The 23640-nt window shown below is 69.2% G+C and carries 16 protein-coding genes, 1 tRNA gene and 4 pseudogenes; 6 read left to right on the forward strand and 15 right to left on the reverse strand.

The features are described from left to right. The first annotated feature begins 315 nt into the window (after positions 1-315). Together AB0947_RS24250 and AB0947_RS24255 are read left to right on the forward strand one after the other, a co-directional pair. Positions 316-3159, forward strand: coding sequence for an ABC transporter substrate-binding protein (locus AB0947_RS24250; RefSeq protein WP_366752441.1), 2844 nt, complete (start codon positions 316-318; stop codon positions 3157-3159). Positions 3160-3223: 64 nt separating this feature from the next. Continuing rightward, positions 3224-3826, forward strand: coding sequence for an HD domain-containing protein (locus AB0947_RS24255; RefSeq protein WP_366752442.1), 603 nt, complete (start codon positions 3224-3226; stop codon positions 3824-3826). 132 nt (positions 3827-3958) lie between these two features. Here AB0947_RS24255 and AB0947_RS24260 read toward each other — a convergent pair whose 3' ends face one another. The 6 genes and pseudogenes from AB0947_RS24260 to AB0947_RS24285 form a co-directional block, all read right to left on the reverse strand. Further along, on the reverse strand, positions 3959-4375 hold the full coding sequence (locus tag AB0947_RS24260; RefSeq protein ID WP_366752443.1) for a hypothetical protein: 417 nt from the start codon (positions 4373-4375) through the stop codon (positions 3959-3961). A gap of 327 nt (positions 4376-4702) precedes the next feature. Continuing rightward, the gene (locus tag AB0947_RS24265) at positions 4703-5692 is read right to left on the reverse strand and encodes a hypothetical protein (RefSeq protein WP_366752444.1); all 990 of its coding nucleotides are present in this window, start codon (positions 5690-5692) and stop codon (positions 4703-4705) included. 22 nt (positions 5693-5714) lie between these two features. After that, entirely contained in the window at positions 5715-7007 is a 1293-nt protein-coding gene (locus AB0947_RS24270) for a hypothetical protein (protein WP_366752445.1), read from the reverse strand. After that, complete coding sequence (locus AB0947_RS24275; protein WP_366752446.1) at positions 7004-7366, reverse strand: hypothetical protein; 363 nt, start codon at positions 7364-7366, stop codon at positions 7004-7006. Before AB0947_RS24275 ends, AB0947_RS24270 begins: the two co-directional genes overlap by 4 nt. Positions 7367-7489: 123 nt before the next feature. Beyond that, positions 7490-7719: pseudogene (locus tag AB0947_RS24280) on the reverse strand (class I SAM-dependent methyltransferase); the annotation flags it as partial. A 27-nt stretch (positions 7720-7746) separates the two neighbouring features. Further along, positions 7747-8623, reverse strand: a pseudogene (locus AB0947_RS24285) (hypothetical protein). 205 nt (positions 8624-8828) lie between these two features. On the opposite strand from AB0947_RS24285, the gene AB0947_RS24290 reads away from it, so the two are divergent. From AB0947_RS24290 to AB0947_RS24300, 3 genes are read left to right on the forward strand one after another with little or no spacing between them, the layout of a single operon-like run. After that, positions 8829-9239 carry a hypothetical protein gene (locus tag AB0947_RS24290; protein ID WP_366752447.1) on the forward strand — a complete coding sequence of 137 codons (411 nt, stop codon included), beginning with the start codon at positions 8829-8831 and terminating at the stop codon, positions 9237-9239. A gap of 41 nt (positions 9240-9280) precedes the next feature. Continuing rightward, a complete protein-coding gene (locus AB0947_RS24295) occupies positions 9281-10738 on the forward strand; it encodes a hypothetical protein (RefSeq protein WP_366752448.1) in 1458 nt (485 codons plus the stop codon). Beyond that, positions 10735-11244: a hypothetical protein gene (locus tag AB0947_RS24300; RefSeq protein ID WP_366752449.1), complete on the forward strand. Its 510-nt coding sequence runs from the start codon at positions 10735-10737 to the stop codon at positions 11242-11244. Before AB0947_RS24295 ends, AB0947_RS24300 begins: the two co-directional genes overlap by 4 nt. Before the next feature lie 178 nt (positions 11245-11422). On the opposite strand, the pseudogene AB0947_RS24305 reads toward AB0947_RS24300, so the two are convergent. The 7 genes and pseudogenes from AB0947_RS24305 to AB0947_RS24335 all read right to left on the reverse strand — a co-directional run. Further along, positions 11423-11536: pseudogene (locus AB0947_RS24305) on the reverse strand (DUF397 domain-containing protein); the annotation flags it as partial. A 7-nt stretch (positions 11537-11543) separates the two neighbouring features. After that, positions 11544-13135, reverse strand: a pseudogene (locus tag AB0947_RS24310) (DNA/RNA helicase domain-containing protein); the annotation flags it as partial. A gap of 345 nt (positions 13136-13480) precedes the next feature. After that, positions 13481-15355, reverse strand: a complete 1875-nt coding sequence (locus AB0947_RS24315) for a discoidin domain-containing protein (RefSeq protein WP_366752450.1) — start codon at positions 15353-15355, stop codon at positions 13481-13483. A gap of 126 nt (positions 15356-15481) precedes the next feature. Continuing rightward, positions 15482-16846: a GH1 family beta-glucosidase gene (locus tag AB0947_RS24320; protein WP_366752451.1), complete on the reverse strand. Its 1365-nt coding sequence runs from the start codon at positions 16844-16846 to the stop codon at positions 15482-15484. Positions 16847-16875: 29 nt separating this feature from the next. Beyond that, positions 16876-17715 carry a carbohydrate ABC transporter permease gene (locus AB0947_RS24325; RefSeq protein ID WP_366752608.1) on the reverse strand — a complete coding sequence of 280 codons (840 nt, stop codon included), beginning with the start codon at positions 17713-17715 and terminating at the stop codon, positions 16876-16878. A 31-nt stretch (positions 17716-17746) separates the two neighbouring features. Further along, entirely contained in the window at positions 17747-18733 is a 987-nt protein-coding gene (locus AB0947_RS24330; protein WP_366752609.1) for a sugar ABC transporter permease, read from the reverse strand. A gap of 5 nt (positions 18734-18738) precedes the next feature. Continuing rightward, positions 18739-20055: a sugar ABC transporter substrate-binding protein gene (locus AB0947_RS24335; protein ID WP_366752452.1), complete on the reverse strand. Its 1317-nt coding sequence runs from the start codon at positions 20053-20055 to the stop codon at positions 18739-18741. Positions 20056-20400: 345 nt separating this feature from the next. Between AB0947_RS24335 and AB0947_RS24340 the strand changes: the two genes are divergently transcribed. Further along, on the forward strand, positions 20401-21612 hold the full coding sequence (locus AB0947_RS24340; protein ID WP_366752453.1) for a phospholipase D-like domain-containing protein: 1212 nt from the start codon (positions 20401-20403) through the stop codon (positions 21610-21612). Positions 21613-21739: 127 nt separating this feature from the next. Here AB0947_RS24340 and AB0947_RS24345 read toward each other — a convergent pair. Continuing rightward, positions 21740-21824, reverse strand: a tRNA-Leu gene (locus AB0947_RS24345). Between the two features lie 166 nt (positions 21825-21990). Further along, positions 21991-23577, reverse strand: coding sequence for an aldehyde dehydrogenase family protein (locus tag AB0947_RS24350; RefSeq protein WP_366752454.1), 1587 nt, complete (start codon positions 23575-23577; stop codon positions 21991-21993). Positions 23578-23640: the final 63 nt, after the last annotated feature.

The following is a 23640-nucleotide window of genomic DNA, read 5'->3' on the forward strand; positions in this document are numbered from 1 at the left end:
CCCACGACTCCCCCGGCCTCCCACCCCGACGTGCCCCGGGTACGCCCCCGCCCAGGCACGCGCCCACCCCCTCCTCCATGGGACAGCGGCTCCTGATCCCCCGTAAGGAGACGCACGTCCCCCTCGCTGAAAACGCACCACCGCGCCACCACGCCACCGCGCCACCGCCGCGCAGCGCTCCGCCGGGAGCGGTTGTCACTGCCGGGCGATATCCTCAAGAGCGCTTGTGACACATGTGTCTTCAGACCACGGGGGGTGTCCATGCAAGGCCGTGACCACGGCTTCCCACAGGACTGCCCGGGTGATCACCCGGGCATGTCGACCGAGGCCGGAATCGACGTCCAGCGGCAGCTGGAGTCCCTGATCCAGGACTTCCGGACCGGCGACCGCCCGATGCCGGTCATCGTGCTGCACGCCGAGGACCCCGCGGACGACGACCGCGTGACCGAACTCGTCGACGAGCTGCGCGAGGGGCAGCAGCGCCACGGGACGCGCCTGGCCGTCGCCCCGACCGAGCCGCAGCCGGGGGACGTCGACCCCCTGGCCAGGGCCACACGGCTGCTGTGGGACCTTGGCGACTCCCGGAAGTGGGGCGGCCGGTCCGCCGCCTACCGGCCCTACTCCTTTCCGCGCCTCAACCTCGTCCGCGCCCTCCAGGAGGCCACCGACGCCCCGGAGATGCGCGAGCACTGGCCGACCGCCCCCGCCGGCACACCGGACGGCAACGCGCAGCGGGAGCAGGCCCAGACCCACCTGCTGCGCATCCTGGCCCGGCAGCGCTGGCGGCCCCGCAGGCCCTCCCGCTGGCACCGGCAGTTACTCCTCAACGACGTGCAGCAGTTCCTGCCCATGGGCATCCTGGGCGCGTTCACCGCACTGCTCACCCGCCCCGAGTGGTACGTCGCCGCTCTGGCGGGCATCGGGCTGATGATCCTGCTCGCCGGCCTCAACCACGTACCCGGACGCGCTCCCCTCTTCCTGTGGCTGCGCAGGGAGAGCCGGTGGTTCCTGACCACGACGTTCCTCCAGTCCGCCGCCCGCCGCCGGTCGACCAGCGTGCGGCTGCTGCGGCCCGTCAACTCCTGGAGGGCGATAGCCGCCCGCGCCTACGACGTGGCCGAGGCGATGCGGGAGGGCGGCCCGTTCCCGCTCCAGCTGTACGTGCTGGCGCTGTTCGAGGACCTGCGGGACAACCACCGGCGCGGCAGCTGGGACCTTCGGGGGCTCAAGCGGACGCGTCCACCCGTGCTGTTCCTGCGCCGGATCAGCCGGGAGAACGGCGGCGTCGAACTGGTCAGGGCGGTCAGCGACGTGCGCAGCCGGCGCAGCGAGCTGGACCCGTTGCTGATCGTGGCGGGCGTGGCGACGGGCGACGCGGCGCTGCTCGACCGCGGCACGGACGCGGAGCCACCGGACGGCCGGCCGCAGCCCCCGCGCTGGCGCCTCGAACAGCGGTTGCGGCACTGGTACGACGAGTGGGCGGGGAACCTCCGGGCCGACCAGTCGCCGAGCCGGACCAACGCCCTGCCCTGGGTGCTCAGGGTGCCGCTGCCGCGCGACGAGCTGGTGCAGCTGCGGCAGACGGAGTGGCGGTGCGTGCGGGCCAGGCACCGCCCGCCCCTCGCCCGCGTGGTGTGGTCGGCGTACAGCCTGGTCCTCGTCCTCGTCCTCGTCGGCACCGCGGGTGTCGTGCACTCCCTCGAGCTGCACCGTGCGTACTGCTCGGCGGGTCTGGTGAGCGCCGATCGCGACACCGTACGGCGTCCCGCGCCCGGCGGCGGGACGGAGTGCGTCGGCATAGCCACCGGGGACGTCCGGTTCGGCGCGTACCTCACGGGCGGGGCCGACGGGGACGGCAGGCGGATGCGCGAGCTGGAGGACCTGGTGCGCGCCGAGAACGCCGACGTGCTGCACCACCCCGGCACGTACGTCACCGTGGTGTACGCGGGACCGCTGAGCTCCTCCGCGACGGACTCCTCCCTCGTCAAGGGCGCCGAGGAGCTGGCCGGCGTGTACCTCGCCCAGCGCGTGGTCAACGAGAACTACACGGTGAAGCTCCGGGTGCTGCTCGCCAACGCGGGTGTGGACATGGGGCAGCAGCGGGTGGCGGCGGACGCGATCGCCCGGTACGCCGACCGCGACCCGACCGTCGTCGGGGTGGTGGGTTTCGGACGTGACCTGCAGAGCAGCACCTACGTCACGCGCCGGCTGCACGCGGTGGGACTGCCCATCGTCTCCGGCACCAACTCGGCGACCTACCTGCCGAAGCGGTTCTCCAACTGGTTCAGTCTCGCGGCCCCCGACGAGCACCAGGCGGAGGCGCTCGGCTTCGTCGCCCGGCAGCTGCGCGCCCGGCAGAAGGAGCCGTACGCGCTGGTGCTGGCCCGCGACACCAAGGACTCGCAGGACCGCTACACCGGCGAACAGGCGGCCTACGGCGGGAAGATGCTGCTCAAGGAACGGTTCCGGATGCTGCCCGAGCAGCGCTACCGGGTGGCGAACGGCAAGCCCGAACTGCGGCAGCGCGCGGAGAGCATCTGCCGGGCGGGGAACGTCCCCTCGGTGATCTACTTCGCCGGACGGGTCGAGGACATCGGCCCGCTGATGACCCAGCTGGGCACCGAACCGGGCTGCGCGGACCGGGAGATCTCCATCCTCACCGGCGACGACCTGAGCAAGGCCAGGTTCTCCGGCACGGGCGGCCGTGACGGCGTGGCCCCGCGGATCACGCTCTACCACACCGCCCTGGCCGAGCTGAAGGAGGCGGCGTCCGCCACCGCCTTCTACCAGGAGGCCGCCAAGTACCTCCCCTGGCTGGAGGGGAAGGATGTCACGTACGACTCCACCGACTTCGCCAGCGGCCAGACGGCCCTCTCCCACGACGCCACCCGTGCGCTCTACTGGGCGGCCAGCCTCGGCGACGTGCGCCAGAGCCGCGCGGCGACCTGGGTGAACCTCAGGGGCGTGAAGCTCGACGGGATGGCCACCGGGACGATCGACTTCACCGACGCACCGCTGTACGGCGAACGGCGCGGCCACAGCATCGTGATCAAGCGGGTCCGCAGGACCCTTCGGGGCACCTCGGAGACGGAGGTGCTGTGCAGCAGACCGGCCGGCAGCACCAGGCCGCTCAGTGTGAAGGAGTGCTCGATCGGCTGACCGGAACCGGCCCGGGGCGGGAGGGCCGTACGCACCCCTCCCCGGCGGTTGTTACGCTCACCGGATGAGCATTCCGGGACCCGACGAGATCCGTGCGCTGCACGAGAAGTACGCGCCCACCGCCGAGGCGTTCGCCCTCGTCCACACGCACTGCGAGATCGTCTGGAGCGTCGCCCGGCAGCTCCTGTCCGCCCCGCACCTGAGCCACCTCGACGCCGACCTGGCCCGCGCCGGCTGCCTCCTCCACGACATCGGCGTCTACCGTCTCTACGACGCCGACGGACGGCTGGACCACACGCGGTACATCCGGCACGGACTGCTCGGCCACGAGATCCTGGAGCAGGAGGGCTTCCCCGAGCCGCTGCGCCGGTTCTGCTCCCACCACACCGGAGTCGGCCTCACCCGCCACGACATCCTCAGCCAGGGCCTCCCGCTGCCTCCCGCCGACTACCTGGCGGTGACGGAGGAGGAGCGGCTGGTGATGTACGCGGACAAGTTCCACACCAAGTCCCGCCCGTCGGCGTTCCTCACCGCCGACGAGTACGCCACCCACGTCCGCCGCTTCGGCGAGGACAAGGTCACCGCGTTCCAAGCCCTGCGGGCGGAGTTCGGCGACCCGGACCTCTCGGGACCGGTGCCGTGCGGGGGCACGTCCGTCGGCAGGTGACCAGGGGCCGCCCGAACCGCGCCGGTCAGCTCGTCCAGGTGCCGCTGGAGTAACCGGCTGGAAGTCACCACGGATCGCCGGCCGCCTGGGCGTCCCCTTCCCATGACGGCGACAGGCAACTGCTGGGCAGCATCACGTGCCGCGCATCAGCTCCGCGTTGACGGCGTCGACACGCGCGTACAGGGGACCTCCGGTGACGATGCCCTCCCCGATGCCCCGGCGATGCGGATCGACGTCGATCACGGTGACGAGCGCGTTGCCCAGTCCGATCACCACCCACCAGGTCCGCTCGTCCGCCCGCACCCGCCAGGTCGACTTCACCCACTTTCCGGTGTCCGTGCGCACCTCTGCCGAGACCAACTCCCAGCTTGCCGGATCGAAGCGGGTCAACGTCTCCGGGGGCGCATTCCGTTGCTGGAGCCGTTCGGTCACGTGCGTGCCATGTGCTCGCAGCTGTACCGGTTCGCTCAGGATGTGCCGGACTCGCGTGAAGAGGGAGTCGGGGCCTGAGTCGACGTGGAAGCGGGCGGTCTGAAAGCGGGGCGGCACCTGAACTCCTTGAGTGGGAAAGCCTGACGGCATGAACGGGACGGGCACGGATGCGGGAGTAGAGGCCATGCAGTGAGAAGTCGGCACCGGCGAGCAGCGTGGACAGCGGTGGCTCGTTCTCACTGTCTGCCCTGGTCACCGCCTCCAGCGACGACAGGCCGACTTCCCTGCCCGGGGCGGCCTGCAACCGGACGGGCGCCCGCTGTCCCTTGCGCTGTATACCTCCTCGGTAATGATCGATCTACCGACAGCGTCCACACCCTGAACGGACGGACCCCCGATCAGGACCGTCGGACCAGTCCTGGGACCTGTAGGGCAGTCGAAGGTTCACACGCGGTGGAAGACGTCGAGAGGGCCGTAGGCAGTCGGCTTGCTGTTGGCCAGCTCAGGGTGGTTGCCCACGCGGTCCCGGAGGATGCCGACGGTGTCGGGCCACACGGTGAAGTGCCCTCCGTTGCCGACGAGGATGCGGTCCCAGTCCTGGGAAGCCGAAACGCCGGCTCGGTCGATGACGAACCCGCGGCAGTCGGCCGCATCCTGATCGAGCGTGCGCACCAGTGCCGCGACCGCCTCCTCGCGGTCGGACGCGGGGACGTCGGTGAGGCGCAGCGTGATGCTCTGCGTCGTCTCGTCCGTGCGTCGCACAATGCCGGTCAGGGACTGGTCGTAGCCCTTCCAGCAGGTGAACTCAGCCTTCGCGTATCGATCGTCGGCCAAGGCGGCGGCCAGGGCTGCGCCACCCCCCATCAGCGGCTCACGGTTTCCGACCGGCGTCTCACGGAACCCGAAGAGAGCATTGGTCAGCGGGTGCACGGCGGAGAGCCCGGCGTCCTCCATATGCGTGAGGAGCTGCTGGGCACGCGCGCTGTCCAGTTTCGGCACGTACCAGGTGAAGAAGCCCGCAGCCTTGGACGGGGCCGCGGCGGGAGCATGGTCCGGGAACTCCTCCTGGAAAATGTGCCTGGCCCGTTCGTCGGGCACCACAGGGACCGTGTAGTTGTTGGCCCGGATGTGGTCCAGGAATTCCTGCGGCAGAGCAGCGTGGTGGCGACGTACGTAGTGCGTGAGATCGACGGGCCAGAGCCAGGTGCCATCCGTCATCAAAGATCCGGAGCCGACGATCCACTCTTCGCCGGTGAGGACGTCGCGCACGGCGCCCATCGTGGAGTAGATCTCCAGGCCCGATTCCAGGTAGGCGACGATACGGTCCTCGTCCCAGGGCCCACTGTCCTGTACGGCATCTCGCAGCGACGGCGCATCGTCTGCCGCGGTGGCCTGGCCGCCGATCTCCCGGTAGAAGCCCGCTCGCTTGATCATTTCCACTCCTGTGAGCCTGCCGCTAGTGGGCCATGGGCAGGTATGTGCGCCAGTAGCCATTGTTGCCGATGGTGGGGGTCTGGTTGAGGCCGAGCTGGGGGGACGTTCCCACCTTGCTCGTGGGCGCCGTGACGGGCACGCCGAGCTCGTTGGCGACGGACTGCGCGAGGGGCAGCTCGGGCGGTCTCGCGTCCGCGCCCGAGTAGCAGGAGATGAGGCGGACCGGTTCACCGTGGTAGTTGGGATTGCTGCGGATGGCGTCCGCGATGTGGTTGGGGTGCACTTCGAAGTCTGTGAGGGTCTTTCCCGCGCCGTTGACGCGGCCGGGTACGAACACCCCCTCGTCCGTGCCGTGGACGACCACGTCGTGTACGCCGGGGACACGGGCGACCCGTTGCAGGTTGTTCAGGGTGCGTTCGTCGTAACCCACCGTGGTGGTGTTCTTGCCGAAGTAGACCGGGTCGCCCGAAACCAACTCGTAATCGCCGGCCCTCGCCGGTGCGGCGGGGATCTTCGAGTCGGGGGACTGGATCAGCTTCCACGTACGGGACTTGCCCATCTCGTCGAGGGCCGCGCTGTTCAGCCGGAAGCCGTTGAACAGGCCCTCCATTCCGCCGTTCTCGGCGACGATTCGGGCTGTACTCCCACCTGCCCCGAAGGCGCCGCCGAACTCCATGCCATAGAGGGCGGAGTCGCTCACCTCGTCGAGGCTGAGGCCCTTGCTCTCGCCGGTGGCCATGGCGACGGGCTGAGTCACGGCGAGGTCGACCGTAATCGATTCGAGTCCCCCGATGGCGGCCGTGGCGAGGGTGGTGCCGGCGATGGTGGCGATCTCGGTGGACACCGTCACGCCGAGCGTGGCGGACAGCTCCAGGATCGAGGCGGTGGCGGCTGCCGCGGCGCCTTCGGAGATGCCCAGCGTGAAGACCGCGAGGGCGGTGCCGGCGACGATAGTGGCGCCGACGATCTCCAGCTCGTGTTCCAGGTGCTTGACAGCCTTGTGGACGACGTCGGCGTACTGGTCGAGGGCCTTGGCCATGTCCCGGGCGCCATCGATCATGTCCTGGAGCCAGTCGTGCCCGTCGTAGTAATAACGGCGCCAGAACGGGTCATCGAAGGCGGATATCGCCTCGCCCTTGTTCTGCTCGATGATGGCGCGCGCCGACTTGTTCGCCGCGACCGTCACGTCTTCCAGGTCGTTGGCGAAGTCCCGCCAGGCTTTGGCCGCGTCGCACAGACCCCCTTCGTCGGCATCCGGCCACCACATGCCGGTCAAGTCCTGGACGATCTTTTTGGCCTTGTCGGTTGCGCTCACCGCGCGCTTCCGTTGCCGTCGTGCGGGGCGGGCCGGATTCTGCTGAACATCGAGCGGACAAGCAGTTCGTTGTCGATGTGACCGTCGGCCATGTCGGTCATGGCCGCTTCGATACTGGCCAGGCCGAGCGCGAGAATCCCGGCAGCGGCCTCCATCCTCTTGACGTGCGGGCCGTAGTGCTCGTGGAACTTCTTCCCCTGCTCGTCGTCACCCCACGGCGAACCGGCCGCCGCCAGACTGGCCTTGAGCTTGGTCAGCGCCTTGGCGAGGTCGGAGCTGTGCGTATGGAAATGCGGGGCCGTCGCCTTCAGGTCGGCGATCTTGATGTCGAGGACCTTGCCGTCACTGTGGTCACCCATGGCGTCTTCTGCTCCCCCTGAGTCGGCTGACCGGCCCGAAGACGGTAGATCACCGAGCCGGTTTGCTCTCGCGATCCGAGCCAAGGGGCAGCAAAGTTCCGATCAAGGTGGGCAAAGGATGAGGGCAGTGATACCTCGCCGAGCAAGGTGGACGAGAGCACGGGCCGGTGCCGCAGCCGATCTCCAGCACGGAGCGCGGGGTCACCCGGCAACTCCGGGCCGGGCCCGTGACCGGTGTACTGGGTCCAGCAGAAGCCCGGCTCCGCGTCTTCCTTGAACGCGGAAGCGGCGAAGGTGTCCCACAGCTGAGAACTCGGGCCCGCGCCTGCGTCGAAGACGGAAGGCCGGAACACTGCGCAGTCGGGAGGGCTCTCGCGCCGTCAGGACCTGGGTTCCTCCAGCTTGACGGCAGCGGAGTCCGCGCCGTGCGGTTCAGCCTGTGCCGGGACGAAGGATTCGTGCTCTTCTACGACTTCGACGTCCACGACTTCCCCCTCCATCACTCGGTGCGACGGGTCCGCCAGCGGCAGGCCGGCGAGGTGCTTCTTTAGCCTCTTGGCCATCGGAAGGTAGGTCGCGAAGGTGAGCCCGCCGGACACAGCAGCCCCTACGAGAGGGATGGCCTTCGAGACGGCCTTCGCGAACGACTCCTTCGTCATCTTGACGCCGATGTAGGCCGCGACCTTCTTCACTATGGGATAGACGACGCCCTTGGTGAGCGCCTTCTGAGGCAGCTTCTTGGCGACCTGTTCCGACATCATCCCCGCGACCCTCCCCACAGCGGCGTTCGCCGACTGGGTGCCGAACATCACGCCGAAGAACAGCGTGAGCATCCCCACGGTCGCGTCATCGACGTCATCGCCCTCGTCGGAGAACAGCTCGGGCCAGCTGTAGAGATAGGCAAGCTTCTGCCGCGATGCGCAGCATGTGGCCGACGTACTGGGCCACGTCGGCGGGTACCGTGGCGGGAAGGGCGAGGATGCCGGGTATCCCGGCCGCGGCAGAGAGGGCGCTGACCTTGGCGGTTTCGTAGCGGATGGAGTCGTTGGCGACCTTGTCGAGAAATTCGACGGTGATGCCCGCCGCGGCGGGAGTCCCTTCTGTCGCTCGTCGGATCTCCTCCTCGGAGCAGTGGCGAGCCAGCGCGCTTCGGAGATACGCCTCCCTGTGGATACGCACACCCGGAAGCTTCGCTGCCGCCAGCAGCACCGCGAAGAAACGCGACTCGGGGTTCTCAACCTCTTTACCCTGCTTCATGGCAGGAATTTACAGTTGCTCCGCGCTCCAAGGGGCCAGCATGCACAACCCTCAGGATTCCCGTGCCGTCCAGGGTCAGGTACGCCTTCGCCGACGCGGTCCGTACCGCGTCAACGAGGCCGGTTTTCGGCTCACCAGCACTTTGCAGCCCTAACTGTGCCTCACGTAAAGTTGCGGGCATCTGATCACACTCGGGGGAGAGATCATGACTGAAGACTCACCAGTCGGTGCGGCGCCGGCCCGGATGCGTCTGAACCAGGTGGCCCCGCTGGATGGCGGTGGAGGCTCGCCGTCCGGCGGCAAGGATCTCGCTTCGAGTCCCGCGGAGAAGAAGAAGGCAGCCGAGGCGATCGAGAGGCACCTGGAGCCTGACACCCACAGGGACGGCACCCAGGCGCGTGAGAGCACGGGGGCAGCCGCACGGGAGTTTGAGGGGTGGCTCACCGGAACTGCTCTGAAGACCGCGCGTAAGACGTGGAGCGAACAGCTCACGACGCTGATGAACCGCCTCGGCTCAGAAAAGGCCGCGTTGCGCGCCACCAACACGCTGCTGCAGAACACGGACACCGGCGTGGGGCTGGGCATCCGCAAGTCCTCCGCGCTCGACTCGTTCTGATCGCACAGGTCCGAACCGCAGGCGCACACAGGAGTTCAGTCGTGGTGACGTACTACGAGATCATGGGCACCGACCTGTCGAAGCTCACCACGGCTGCCGACGACTGGGCCGCCATGGCCAAGGACTTCGACAAGCTCGCGCGGACCTACGAACAGGAAGTACGTGGCATTTCCCTCGGTGACACATGGGTGGGCCTGAGTGCCATCGTCGGCTCCGCACGCTTCGACGTGACGTGGAAGGAGTACCAGGGAGCGCAGAGCGAGGCGAAGGCCGTCGCCGGACTGCTCCGAGACGCACACGCTGAATTCAGCCGTCTCCGCAAGAAGATCGAGTACGTCCGAGAGGACGCGGTGAAGGCCGGCATGAAGGTGTCCGAGCAAGGCGCCGTCGCCTTCGACACGTCCAAGCTGGATCACAACGAGTACATGGCCTACGTGCACGATCCCGACTACCAGGAGAGCGCCCGTAAGGCTGCTGCCGGATGGGCCGCGCAACTGGACTCGGCGGTGGCGGCCCTGAATGACGCGGACGAGGGGTTCAAACTCGCTCTCGCCTCCGTGATGCAGGACAGAGACCCCTTGGACGGCACGATCGGCGGTTTCAACCAGGAAGCGGGACTCGACCCGTACCCGTCGCTTGCGGAGAGGGCGAAGGCGCAGCACGTCCCCAAGGGCAAGAAGGCGGTCGCCGAGTGGTGGCGCGGCCTCGATCCGGTCACGCGCGGCATCCTGCTTCAGGAAAAGGGCGACGAGTTGCGGAAGGCGGGGATCATGAGCCCGCTGTACCACTGGCATGCTGCTGACGCGGGGTCCGGAGCGTTCAACACCGAGAAGCCCACGGCCAAGGATCTGTGGTACCTGGCCCGCGCGCAGGGCATCGCGGCCGGCGGCGACTTCAGCGGCGAGAACGCCGCGTCGCGCAACATGGAGCATTACCTGAGTGCAACGGGTGAACCGCTGGACCTGGACATCGACCGCATCCTCAAGGATGATCCCGGATTTCGCGATGATGTCTCGGTCCACATCGCCCAGAACCAGGACGCGTGGCGACAGCAGGGGCTCGACGCCTTCGAGAAGGCCGGTGGTGACAAGACGGTCGTCGTGCCGGTGGAGAGCAAGGCGGTCGGTCGCACCTTCCGAAGCGACGAGTGGTTCCACGCGGTCGGCTCCCACCAGCAGAACGTGTCGGGGATGGTCACCGTCACCCCCGCGGCGGACGGCAAGCCCAAGGTTTCGCTCGAATACCAGGCCAACGTGTGGGACCGCTACAACTGGGACGCCGGCAAGTCGACCACCTTCCCCGGAGGCGTAGTGATCCCGGACTCCGAGATGGGACGGTTGCACAAGACCGGACTTGCTCAGGAGTTCGACATGCGAGGCAGTAGCTCCACGTACACCTACGACCTGAACAGCGATGCGAAACCGACAGTGAACCCGCCGGACCAAGGACGAGAAGGAACCCGCGGCGACGTCTCGCGCGGCGACGAGGAGAACCGGTGACGACCAAACAAGGTGCCCTCCTCATCGCGGCAGTGGCAGCCACTCTTCTGCTTTCCGCCTGCTCCAGCCCGGACACGGACGATCGCCGTGTGACCGACGGGCGCACCTCGCGGTGGGACGAGAACGCCGGCGCGCCCGAGGCGTCGGCGTTCATGCACGTGACGGCGCCCAAGGGTGCGACCGAGGTCAAGGGAGCTGTGCAGATCAACCCTCAGGAGGACATCTACCTCCTCTCGTTCGTCACCAGCGAGAAGAACGCCGAGGGCATCGCGGCGGACCTTCGGCCCGAAGAACCGCTGAAGCTGAAGAAGGCCGACTTCGCCCCGGATGGCGAGCTGTTCCGGCACATTGGGCTAGCCGAGCCGCAGACGCTGAAGGGAGCCCGTTCGGCCGGTGTCTGCCCTCCGTGCGTGAAGGACGATCGCCGCAAGAAGGTGCAGTGGATCGACATCTACGTCCAGGCGCTCAAGGACGATCAGGCAAGGGTCTATCTGAAGGCGTTCTGACCTCAGTCTCAGCCGAGCCCGGCACCGGGCCCGAGGCGGACGTCGACGGCCGCACCGGTCTGCGCCGGCGCGGGCATCCGGCGAGCAGGGCGCCTGGGCTACTGAAGGTGTTGCGCGAGCGGGCGTGCGCGGGGCCCTCGGCGAGCGGAGCGTTTGCCGAGCGCCCCGCGTCTGTTCGAAGTGCCGCGAAGCCGACGAACTCGGCCCAGGCCGTGGGGTCCACGGCCAACGAGGCGCGAGTCGTGTCCTTCGAGTCGCGGACGTGGATCCTGGTGGGGGTGGCGGCTACTTCCGCAATCGACCTGGCCGAAGCCGGCCGGGTCGGTGGCCCACAGGGCGGCCGGGAGCGCGCCGGAGACCGAGCGGTCACCCCGCAGTTTCCAGGGGCGGGCCCAGTCACCGATGACGACGTCGGGCGGGAGCGGCTCGCCTGGCTTGGGCTCGGGGGACCAGCGCCAGCAGTAGCCGGCGGACATGCGTGCGGGTAGCCCTGCGCGCGGCGAGCTTGGAGGAACGCCTCCATCTCCTGGGGACTGTCGGCGACCAGCAACTGCATGCGGTCGTCGGGTTCCCAGACCACAGGCCCGCCGGGTTCCAGGCCGAGGGGCCGGACGACCCAGCGCAGGTAGGAGTCACTGCCACCACAGCGGGACTGGCTGTCCAGCGGAACGACGTGACAGGGGATGTCACGTTTCGCCGCCGCCTTGATGTCTGCCGCGGTGCCCATCTCGCCCGGCCGCACGACCTGGTGCTCGTCGAGGAAGAAGACGGGCACGTGAGCGACGTCGATGAGTTCATCGACCTGGGCTGTGCCGGTACGGTGCTCGGCACGGGTGTAGCGGTTGGCGGAGGTCTCCCGGATGCGGTGCGCCTCGTCGCAGATGAGGGCGCCCAAGCTGTTCTTCTCGGCGGTCATGAAGCTGTTGAAGTACTTGAACAGGTCCTGGACCTCCCGCTTCCGGGATCCCGCGACCTTCCTCATCGTCTTGGTGAACGACTGCGAGCCGGTGGCGTGCAGAGCCGGAACCCCACGCCGGTACAGCTCCCCGAGCAACTGCAGGGCGATGACGCTCTTGCCGGTGCCCGGACCGCCGGTGACGATCACGACCTCCTTGCGATCGGCGTGCTTCGCCTTCTCCACCGCGTTGAGCACCATGCGGTAGGCGACCTGTTGCTCGTCCAGCAGCACGAACTGCTGACGTTCCCGCACTTCTTCGGCGGCCACCGACATCAGTTGCCTCGACGGCACGGTGGCACCCGCGAGCAACTCGTCCGCGGCCGAGGCACCGGGATGCTTGTCGCTCAGCCTGGACCGGAGGTGGTCGAGGAAGGCGCCACGGCGTTCTCCGGTGAAGAGCAGCCCGTGACCGTCGTTCTCGATCTCGCGAAGGCCGGTCACGCCGAACTCCGTGGCGTTGTGCAGGAACGCCACACCGCTTATCCGGTGACCGTGTTCAGCCACTGCCCCGTTGAAATTGACCAGGTAGTCACAGTAGCGGCGTACCTGCCTGATGGGGTTGAGGACCGGCTGTGCGTAGGCGTCGACGTGGCACAGGGTGGGGTCGTCCTCGTATGGCAGCGCCTGGCTCCACTGCTTCAGCTCCACCACTACGTATGACGGCTCCCCGGTGACGGGGTGCACGCCGGCGAGCACGGCGTCGGCGCGCTTGCTGTTCAGAGGTAGCGCGTACTCCAGCATGATCTCCACATCGCCCAGGCCCACGTCGTTGAGCGCGGCGGCCAGGACCGGGATGCTGCGCTCCCAGGAGCGCACCTCCGAGGTGCCGGGACGGTAACCGTGCATGTGGACGAACTGGTCGGTGAGGTGCAGGAACAGCGAACCGTCGAGCGCCATGACGGCGACCGTTGTCGCGGACGCGCGGAACAGCAAGGACTCCCCCCAGGCAGCACGAAGCAACTCGTGCGGGTGGGGGCGTGTCCTTCAAGACTCCACCGGGGCGGAGCGGAAGCCCGTCGGGCCGCGATGACGATGAAACAGAGATTACCTGTCGGGACTGACACCGACGCGGGTGGCTACCCGGGGGGCGCAGGGCCGCCGCTGTCCCGCCTCTCTCGGTCGACGGCTCCACCTGCAGGCGCGTGCCGTCGCGACACCGGCACGACGGTGGAAGCTCCATACGGTGGACGGGGCGAGGAGCAGGCCCCGGGGCCCCACCGTGTCTTGTGTGACTGAGGGACCGTGGATTACGAGACAACGGCGGCACGCGTGGCCGACTCACCCCTTCTGCTCCACCCGCACCCAGTCCACCTCCGCCTGCACTCCCCCGCCCGCGATCCGGTCCACGCTGGACTGGGGCAGGCCCCAGTAGGGGGTGGTGGCCTTGTTCCAGCCGGCCGGGTAGGCGCCGCCGAGGGCGAGGTTCAGGATGACGTACTGGTTGTGGTCGTAGACCCACTGGCCCCGGGTGGACTCCACCTTGTTGCGGGTCGTCTCCTGGACCAGGCGGTCGTCGACGGTGAACCGCATCGCCGTCGGGGTCCACTCCACCGCGTAGGTGTGCCACTGGTCGGCCGTGCCGCCGCCCGGGTAGGTCTGGCGGGCGCCGATGTTGCCGTCGGCCGAGTAGCCGGGGCCGTGCAGGGCGGTGCTGGTCCAGTCGGGGTAGCCGATGTTCTCCATGATGTCGGTCTCGCCGGAGGCCGGCCAGGAGACGGACGGGTCGTCCACGTTGCTGCCGAGCAGCCAGAACGCCGGCCAGAACCCGTCGCCGACGGGCAGTTTCATCCGGGCGCTGACCCTGCCGTAGGTGAAGTCGACGTGGGTGTGGGTGTCGATGCGGCCGGAGGTGAAGTCGTAGGTGCCGCCGCCCGCCCGGGTGCAGCCCTTGCAGTACTTCGCCCGGAGGATCAGCTCGCCGTTCTCGGTGCGGATGGTGTCCGGGGAGTCGACGTACGCCTGGGACTCGCCGTTGACCGGGCCCATCTCGGTGCCGGTGCGCACCACGCGCCACTTCGAGCGGTCGAGCGAGGCGCCCGTGAAGTCGTCGAAGAAGGTGGTGCGGTAGGTGCCCGGCTGGTCGGCGGGCAGGGCCGGGTACGCGGCTGAGGCGCTGCCGCCGGTGCCCCAGACCTGGAACTCGTACAGCGAGTAGCCGAACTGGGCCGTGGCGGGGGCCGGGTTGTAGAAGGAGCGGCGCTCCTTGCCGAGCATGCGCACGTAGCGGCCGGTGACCGGTGCGGGCAGGGTGACGGTGTCGTGCAGGCCCACGGCCTCGGCCGGGGACTTCACGTTGGCGCGGCGGGCGGCCACGTCGGCGGCCGACGGCTGGTACACCGTGCGCCAGGTGCGGTTGTCGTCGGAGATCTGGAGCTGGTAGTCGACGGCGTAGGCCGCCTCCCAGTAGAGGTCGACGGAGGAGATGACCGAGGGGGCGCCCAGGTCGACCGAGACCCAGCGGTCCGCGTTCCAGTCGCTGGACCAGCGGGTCGCGTCGTCCTTGAGGTTGGCGGGCCAGCCGCCGTCGGTGACGAACGCGGGCGAGTTGCCGGCGTGCTGGTAGAAATTGGAGTACGCCGGGTGGTTCAGGGCGAGGTTGGTGCGGGTGGCCGACGCGGGTGCGGGTTCGCCGCCGTAGACCTTGAAGTCCCACAGCGAGTAGCCGTACGGCGTGGCGCGTTCGAGGCCGCGCAGGCGGATGTAGCGGCCGGTGACCTCCTGGGGGTAGGTGTGCGCGGTGACCGAGCCGCCGGTGCCCGCGGTCTCGGTGTAGAAGGGCGTCCAGGTGGTGCCGTCGCGGGACGCCTCCAGCACGTAGCGCTTGCCGTAGGCGGCTTCCCAGTCGAGGACGACGCGGTCGACCCGGATCACCGAGCCGAGGTCGACGCGGATCCAGGCGTCGTCGGCGAAGTCGCTGGACCAGCGGGTGGCGCCGTTGCCGTCGAAGGCGAGGCCGGGCGTGGTGCCGGCGTTCTCGCTGCCGGAGGCGGTGACGGCCGCGGGGTTCACCGCGTAGGCGGCGGCCGCGCGGTCGGTGTCCCAGCCGGCGGCGGCGGGGGCCGCGGCGGCGGGCTCGGCCAGGAGCGGGCCGGAGCAGAGCAGGGCCGTGGTGGCCAGGGCGGCGAGCAGGGTGCGGGGGATGCGGCTGGGCATGCGGCTCTCCTTGTGGGGTGGAGGTGCGCTTCCTGATCTATGTCACGTACATGACAGCCCTTGGGGGGAGGTGGGCCGGTGGACACGAACTCCCCAGTCGTGTCCACCGGCCGTCCGGGCCGTGGCTCAGGCGGCCCGGCGTGTCTGGCCGCGGTGGACGCGGACGATGTCCGCGTACCGGCGGCCGCTGCCCTTGATCGTGCGGACCTGGGTGCGGTAGTCGACGTGGACCAGGCCGAACCGCTTGTCGTAGCCGTACGCCCACTCGAAGTTGTCCAGCAGCGACCAGGCGAAGTAGCCGGCCAGCGGGGCGCCCTTGCGGGCGGCGGAGGCGCAGGCGGCGAGGTGGCGCTCCAGGTAGTCCTGGCGCTCCGGGTCGTCGACGCTGCCGTCGGGGCGGACCACGTCCGGGAAGGCGGAGCCGTTCTCGGTGACGTAGATCTTCCGGGCGCCGTACTCCTCGGTGAGCCTCAGCAGCAGCGTCTCGATGCCGGAGGCGTCGATCTCCCAGTCCATACCGGTGCGCGGGACGCCCTCGCGGCGGACGGAACGGACGTACGGAGCGGGCCCCTCGGGGTCGTCGGTGACGTACGCGGGGAAGTAGTAGTTCAGGCCGAGCCAGTCGAGCGGGGCCGCGATGGTGGCCAGGTCGGCTTCATTGACGGGGAGTTCGACGCCGTAGGTCTCCACCATGTCGGCGGGGAAGCCTCGGCCGTGCACGGGGTCGAGCCACCAGCGGTTGACATGGCCGTCGTGCCGGCGGGCCGCCGCCAGGTCCTCGGGGCGGTCGCTGACCGGGTGCACGGTGGAGAGGTTGTTGACGATGCCGACCTGCGCGCCGGGGGCGGCGGCCCGGATCGCCTGGGTGGCGAGGCCATGGCCGAGGAGCAGGTGGCAGGAGGCGCGGACGGCGGCGGTGAGGTCGGTCCAGCCCGGCGCCATCGTGCCTTCGAGATGGCCGATCCAGGCCGAGCAGGACGGCTCGTTGAGGGTGGCCCAGAGCTTGACGCGGTCGCCGAGGCGTTCGGCGACCACCGAGGCGTACTCCGCGAACGCCAGGGCGGTGTCCCGCTCCGGCCAGCCGCCGCGGTCCTGGAGCGCCTGCGGCAGGTCCCAGTGGTAGAGCGTGACGGACGGGGTGATGCCCGCCTCCAGCAGCGCGTCCACCAGTTCGTCGTAGAACGCGAGTCCCTTGGGGTTCACCGCACCGGTGCCGCCGGGGACCACCCGGGGCCAGGCCACGGACAACCGGTAGGCGTTGACGCCGAGTTGCCGCATCAGGCCGATGTCCCCGCGCCAGCGGTGGTAGTGGTCGCAGGCGACGTCGCCGTTGTCACCGTTCGCGATCTTCCCCGGGGTGTGCGAGAAGGTGTCCCAGATCGAGGGCGAACGGCCGTCCTCGGCGACGGCCCCCTCGATCTGGTACGCCGCTGTGGCCGTTCCCCACAGGAAGTCGGGCGGGAGGGCAGCGAGGTCGATGGCTTCGGACACGGAAGTCCCTTCGGGATCAGGGGTGGGGGTCACTTGACGGCGCCCGCCGTCAGACCCGCGACGAGATAGCGCTGGAGCAGCAGGAAGCCGGCCACCACGGGCACGCTGACGACCAGCGAGGCGGCCATGATCTGGTTCCAGTAGACGTCGTACAGGGTGGAGTAGCCCTGGAGGCCGACGGCGAGGGTGCGGGTGGTGTCGTTGGTCATGACCGAGGCGAAGAGCACCTCGCCCCAGGCGGTCATGAAGGCGTAGACGGCGACCGCGACGATGCCCGGGATCGCCGCCGGTACGACGATCCGGAACAGCGCGCCGAACGGGCCGCAGCCGTCCACGAGCGCCGCCTCGTCCAGGTCGCGCGGCACCGAGTCGAAGTAGCCGATCAGCATCCAGATGGAGAACGGCAGCGAGAAGGTGAGGTAGGTCAGGATCAGCCCGCCGCGGGAGCCGAACAGGGCGATGCCGGTGGCGTTGCCGATGTTGACGTAGATCAGGAAGAGCGGCAGCAGGAAGAGGATGCCCGGGAGCATCTGCGTGGACAGCACGGTGACCGTGAACACGCGCTTGCCGCGGAATTCGTAGCGGCTGACGGCGTAGGCCGCGAACACGGCGATGACCACCGAGCAGACCGTGGCCGCGCCGGCCACGATCAGCGAGTTCATGAAGTACCTCGCGAGCGGCACGGTCGACCAGATGTCGATGTACGGCCGGATGGTCAGCTCGCTGGGCAGCCAGCGGAACTTGCCGGTGACGTCGGCGAGCGGCTTCAGCGAGCTGGAGATCATCACGTACACCGGGAGCAGTACGAACCCGGCGAGCAGCGTGAGGAACACCCGGCGCGACCACACGAAGGAACGCGGGGGCGCCATCGGCGAGGTGCGCGGGGGCGACAGCGACAGGTCAGGCATGGGAGGCCCTCCGTCCACGCGAGGTCAGCAGCAGGTATCCGCCCGTCACGACGAGCAGGAACAGCAGCAGCAGGACGGACATGGCCGAGCCGGTGCCGAAGTTCCAGGCAACGAAGGAGGACTGGTAGATGTGCACCGAGATCAGGTCGGCCGCCTCGGGAGCGGCCTTGCCGAACAGCACGTAGGGCGTGTTGAAGTCGTTGAACGTCCACAGGAACAGCACCAGGACCAGCACCTGGTTGACCGGGCGCAGCGACGGCAGGGTGATGCGGCGGATCTGCTGCCACATCCCCGCGCCGTCCAGCGCGGCGGCCTCGTACAGCTCCCGGGGGATGTTCTGCAGCCCGGCCGTCACGATCAGGAACGCGAACGGCCAGCCCTTCCACACGGACACGGTGAGCAGCGCGTAGAAGCTGTTGTCGCCGATCAGCCAGAACGACGGCTTGTCGGTGAGGTGCAGCTGGTCGTGCAGCACGTGGTTCACCAGGCCGTTGTCGTGCTGGAACATGAACACCCAGGTGATGACGGCCGCGTAGACGGGCAGTGCGTACGGCACCAGGAACAGGGCGCGCAGCAGGCCGCGGCCCCGGAAGGTGCCCTGCATGTAGACGGCGGCGGCCGTGCCGATCAGCCAGCACAGGCCGACCGACAGCAGGGTGAAGCCGACGGTGATGCCGAAGGACTGGAGCAGCGCCTTGCCGACGGGGGCGTCGAAGTCGACCGACACCTTGTAGTTGTCGAAGCCGCTCCAGGGGGCGGTGCCCCAGTCGCGGATGTAGAACTGGGTGAGCTGCTTGAAGCTCATCACGATGCCGATCGCCATCGGCACCAGGTGGACGAGGAGTTCGAGGAGCAGGGCGGGCAGCAGGAGCAGGTACGGCAGGGAGACGCGTCTGATCCGCCCGGCGCGGCGGCGGGGTTCGCGCGCCGCACCGGGGGAGGTCTCGCGCACCGGTTCCTTCAGTGCGGTGGTCGTCATCGTGGTCACGCCGCCGGCATCTGCTGCTGGGCCTTCTCCAGCTTCGCCTTGACCGAGTCGGTGGTCACGGCGCGTCCGGCGGCGGCGTCGGCGAACAGCTCCTTGACGGCCGTGCCGACGGCCGTCTCGAACTGCGACTCGGACGGCACCTGCGGCAGCGCGGCGGCGCTCTTGGCGAGGGTGTCCTTCAGCACGGCGGTGCCCGGCGCGTTGAACGCCGCGTCGCCCTGGGCGGCCTTGACCGGCGGGATGGAGCTGTACGCGGTGTTCAGGATCTTCTGCTCGGCGTCGGAGGTCATGAACTTCACGAACTTCGTGGCGCCGTCGAGGTTGTGCGTGTTCTTGAAGACGGCGATGTTGATGCCCATGACCGCCGAGTTGACCTGGGTGCCGGCGCCGGGCGCCCCGGAGACCACCGGTACCGGCGCGACGCCGTAGGTGTCCTCGCTCATGCCCTGGGACTTGAGGTTGGCGGTGGCGGACTGCCACAGCAGCATCGCCTGCTTGCCCTTGGCGAAGTCGCTGACGGACTGGTTCTGCGCGTACTCGGCGTCGCCGGCCGGGATGACCTTGTCCTTGGCCATCAGGTCGACGTAGCTCTTCACCGCCTCGACGATCTTGGGGTTGGTGAAGTCGGGCTTGCCGTCGGCGGTGAAGAAGTCGGCGCCGTGCTGCTTGGCGAAGACGAAGACGTGGTGGATGTTCTCCGACAGGTTGGCGCCCTCGGCGCCGAGCACGGACTTGCCCTTGGCGTTGATCTTCTTGCCGTCGGCGATCAGCTCGTCCCAGGTGGCCGGGGGCTTGCTGATCCCGGCGTCGGCGAAGATCTTCTTGTTGTAGTAGAGGGCGTACGCCATCGAGTACAGGGGGACGGCGGCCGGGTCCTTGCCCTGGGCGCCGGTCGAGCCGAGAGCCGTGTCGGAGAAGCGTTCCTTGCCGCCTATCTTGGCGAAGTTCTTCTGGTCCCACGACAGCAGTCCGCCGGTCGCCTGGAGGGAGGCGCTCCAGGTGTTGCCGATGTTCAGCACGTCCGGGCCCTGGCCGGAGGTGGTCGCGGTCAGGATCCGGTTGAGCAGATCCGACCAGGGCACGACCTCCAGCTTCACCTTGACGCCGGTCTGCTTCTCGAACTTGTCGAGTTCCGGCTGGAGGACCTTCTTGTCCACGGCGACGCTGGCGCCCTGGTTGGAGGCCCAGTACGTCAGCGTCTTGGGTGAGTCGTTCGACCCGCCGTTGGTGGACGATCCGCCTCCGCAGGCCGTGGCCGCGAGGGCGAGAGACAGGGTGACGGCGCCTACGGCCGCGGCTCGGATGCTGCGCATGGCTCCCGGGTCCCTTCGGGGATTGCACTCATGACTTAATTTAGGACGTGAGTTAACCGGGCCGGAGGGGCGATCGTCAAGGGATTCGACAGAACAGCCGGGCCGTGCGGAAGGCGACAGCGGGGCCGTGCGGAAGGCCGTGTGCGGAGTCCTCCACCGTGGCGGACGCGCCCGGCGCGCGGTGGCGGACGCACCAGGCGCGCGGCGGCGCACGCACCGGGCGTGCGGCAGGCGCGCAGGGCCGAGTTCACGTGCGCACTGTTGCCACGGGCGGGAGTGAACGGGCAACCTGTCGCAGGCTCCTGACATACGCTCAGTTCCGGCTCGTCACCCGAAGGGATCGTTGTGCGTCGACTGACGAAGATGTGGAGGGCGGTCCTGACAGCCGTCCTGCTCCCCGCGACCGTCCTGATCTGCTCCAGCCCGGCCCACGCCGCCGTCACGGTCACCACCTCGGCCGTCTTCAACGACCCGTCAGGCACCACCGCCGACCAGAACCGGATCCGCGACTACATCGTCAGCCTGATCAACGCCACCCCCGCCGGGGAGTCGATCACGGCCGCGGCCTACACGTTCACCGACGGCACGGCCGCCCAGGCGCTGGTCAACGCGAAGGCGCGAGGCGTCAAGGTCCGCATCATCGTGGACAACACCACCACCACCATGAGCGGGGGCGAGTACACCACCCTGAAAGACGGCCTGGGCACCGACCGCACCCAGTCGTCGTGGGTGATGGCCTGCCCCAGCGCGCGCGGCTGCATCGGGACCCGGGAGCTCACCTCCGGCGATCCGGCGATCAACCACAACAAGTTCTGGCTGTTCTCCAACGTGGGCGGCGCCAGCAACGTGGTGGTGCAGACCTCGCACAACATGACCACCTCGCAGCGCACCACCTACTTCAACAACGCCGTGACGATCCCGGACTCCGGCCTGTACGGCATCTACCAGTCGTACTTCTCGGACCTGCTGTCCTACGGCTCGTCCTCGTCGGGCAACACCGACTACTACCAGACGCCGACCAGCTCCACCGGCCCGTACAAGGCGTACTTCTTCCCCCGCCACGAGGCGTCCGGCACGTCGTGGAACAACGACGCGAGCACCGACACCGTCAAGCTGATCCTGGACAACGTCAGCTGCTCCGGAGGCACCCAGATCCGCGTCGGCATGAACCTCTTCAGCCGTGACGAGGTCGCCAAGAAGCTGGTCAGCCTGGTGAACTCGGGGTGCTCGGTCTACCTGGCTGCCGACGGCGCGCCGGGTTCCATGAGCCAGGCCGTGACGGACACCCTCTACGGCAAGCTGACCAAGCGGGTGGAGTGCTACGAGAACAGCCCCGACGGCACCTACAAGATCGGGGTGCACTCCAAGTACCTGCTGATCCAGGGAACGTACGACGGGGTCGCCAACCGCAAGCTGGTGTGGACCGGCAGCCACAACTACACCTACTCCGCGCTGCGGGCCAACGACGAGACGCTGCTGAAGATCGACAACGCGGCGATCTACGACCAGTTCAAGGCCAACCACGACACGCTGATGGCCTACTGCGCGGGGAGCTGAACCCGTCCCGCCGGCCGGCCCCCACCGGGATCCGGCCGGCGGCGCCGGACCCCGGGTGCCGGGTACGGAAAAAGCGAGGACCGCGACCGTCAGGTCGGGGCCCTCGCCACCATGTCGTTACTGCGAGTGTCCGAGGGGGGACTTGAACCCCCACGCCCGATAAAGGGCACTAGCACCTCAAGCTAGCGCGTCTGCCATTCCGCCACCCGGACCAGGTGTCTGCCGCCTTGCGGGGTGTGTTCCGCGCGGCGACATGGACAACAATACCAAGGTTTCGGAGTGCGTTTCACCTGCGTATCCGTCCGCGGGGGGGGCGAGGCAGGACGCCGGATCGCGACGGTGCACGGTCCGCGAGGCCGTGTGCGCCGAGCGTGAGAGTCAGGGCATGAGCTGGTACTCCGGGAAGTTCCCGGGCAGCCGCTCCCCCGCCGGGCCCCGCGTCACCGCCCGGACCAGGAGCTCACCGCCGACGAAGGCGCCGCGCCAGGACGCGCCGAAGCCGCCGAACAGCTCGTCCCGGTCGCCGCGGGAGCGCGGGACGCCGTGCCCGGTCTTGAAGGCGCGGACCTGCGGGGCGAGCCGGTCGTAGGCGGCGCGGTCGTCCGTGGCGAGCGTGGCCACCAGCGCGCCGTTGGACGCGTTCATCGCGGCCAGCAGCTCGGCCTCGGTGTCGACGAGGACGATCGTGTCGACCGGCCCGAAGGGCTCGGTGTGGTGCAGCGGGGAGGACGGCGGCGGGCCGAGCAGGGTGACCGGGTGGACGTAGGCGGAGGTGTCCTGGCCCGGCAGGAAGCGCCCCTCCTCCGGCCGGCCCCGGTACAGCGGTACGGCGCCCCGGTCGACGGCCTCGGCCACCTGGGCGGTCAGCTCCTCGGCCTTGGCCGCGTTGATCAGCGGTCCGAAGTCCAGCTCGGGGAGCGGATCGGCCGGGTCCGCCACCGCCAGCGGGTGGCCCACGCGGACGGCCCGTACCGCCGGCAGGTAGGCGGCGAGGAACGCGTCGAAGAGGGAGCGCTGGACGACGAAGCGCGGGTAGGCGGTGCAGCGCTGTTTGCCGTAGTCGAAGAGACGGGGGACGACGGCGGTGAGCGCCGCCCAGTCGGAGAACTCCCAGATGCCCCAGGTGTTCAGACCCTCCTGCTCCAGGATGTGCCGCTTGCCCAGGCCGGCGACGGCGGTGGCGACGGCCGCGCCGGTGTCGCGGCCCCCGACGAAGGACACGCAGCCGATCTCCGGCGCCCGCACCAGCGCCTGGTTCAGCTCGCGCCCGCCGCCGCCGACCAGGGTCAGGGGCACCCCCTCCCGGGCGGCCAGCGCGGCGGCCAGGGTGAGGCACGCCACGCCGCCGTCGGTCGGGGTCTTGGCGATGACCGCGTTGCCGGCGAGCGCCTGCACGAGGGCGGCGTGCACGAGCACGCTCATCGGGTAGTTCCAGCCGGCGATGTTCGACACGGGCCCGTCCAGCGGGGCCCGGCCCGCGAGCATCGGTTCGATCCGGTCGGCGTACCAGCGCACGCCGTCGATCGCCCGGTCCACGTCCGCGAGGGCGAGTCGCCAGGGCTTGCCGATCTCCCAGACGAGCAGCAGGGCGAGCAGTTCACGGTGCCCGGCGAGCGCGTCCAGGGTGGCGGCGACGCGGGCCCGCCGTTCGGGCAGCGGGAGGTGCCGCCAGGCGCGGTGCTGGTCGAGGGCGGCCCGTACAGCCTGGTGGGCGGTGTCGCCGTCCAGGCGGGGAGCACCGGCGACGGGGGTGCCGTCGACCGGGGTGGTCGCGGGCAGGGTCCGGCCGTCGGGGCGCCAGGCACCGGCCCACAGGTTGCCGGTGCCCTGCTCCCGGAAGGCCTCGGGGGCGACCGCGAGACAGCGCTGCCAGGCGTCGGCGTAGGAGGTGCCGTGTTTGAGGAGTGCGACGGGAGGAGGGGGCGGTGGCTGCGGGGCGGGGGTGGGGGCGGGGGCTGGTGTCATACGTGGTCTCCGCTCTCGATCGGCGGGGATGGAAGGTGCGGGGGGTACAGGGCGTGCGGCCTC

It is taken from the genome of Streptomyces sp. NPDC047841 (genome assembly GCF_040704085.1).
Classification (GTDB): domain Bacteria; phylum Actinomycetota; class Actinomycetes; order Streptomycetales; family Streptomycetaceae; genus Streptomyces; species Streptomyces argyrophylli.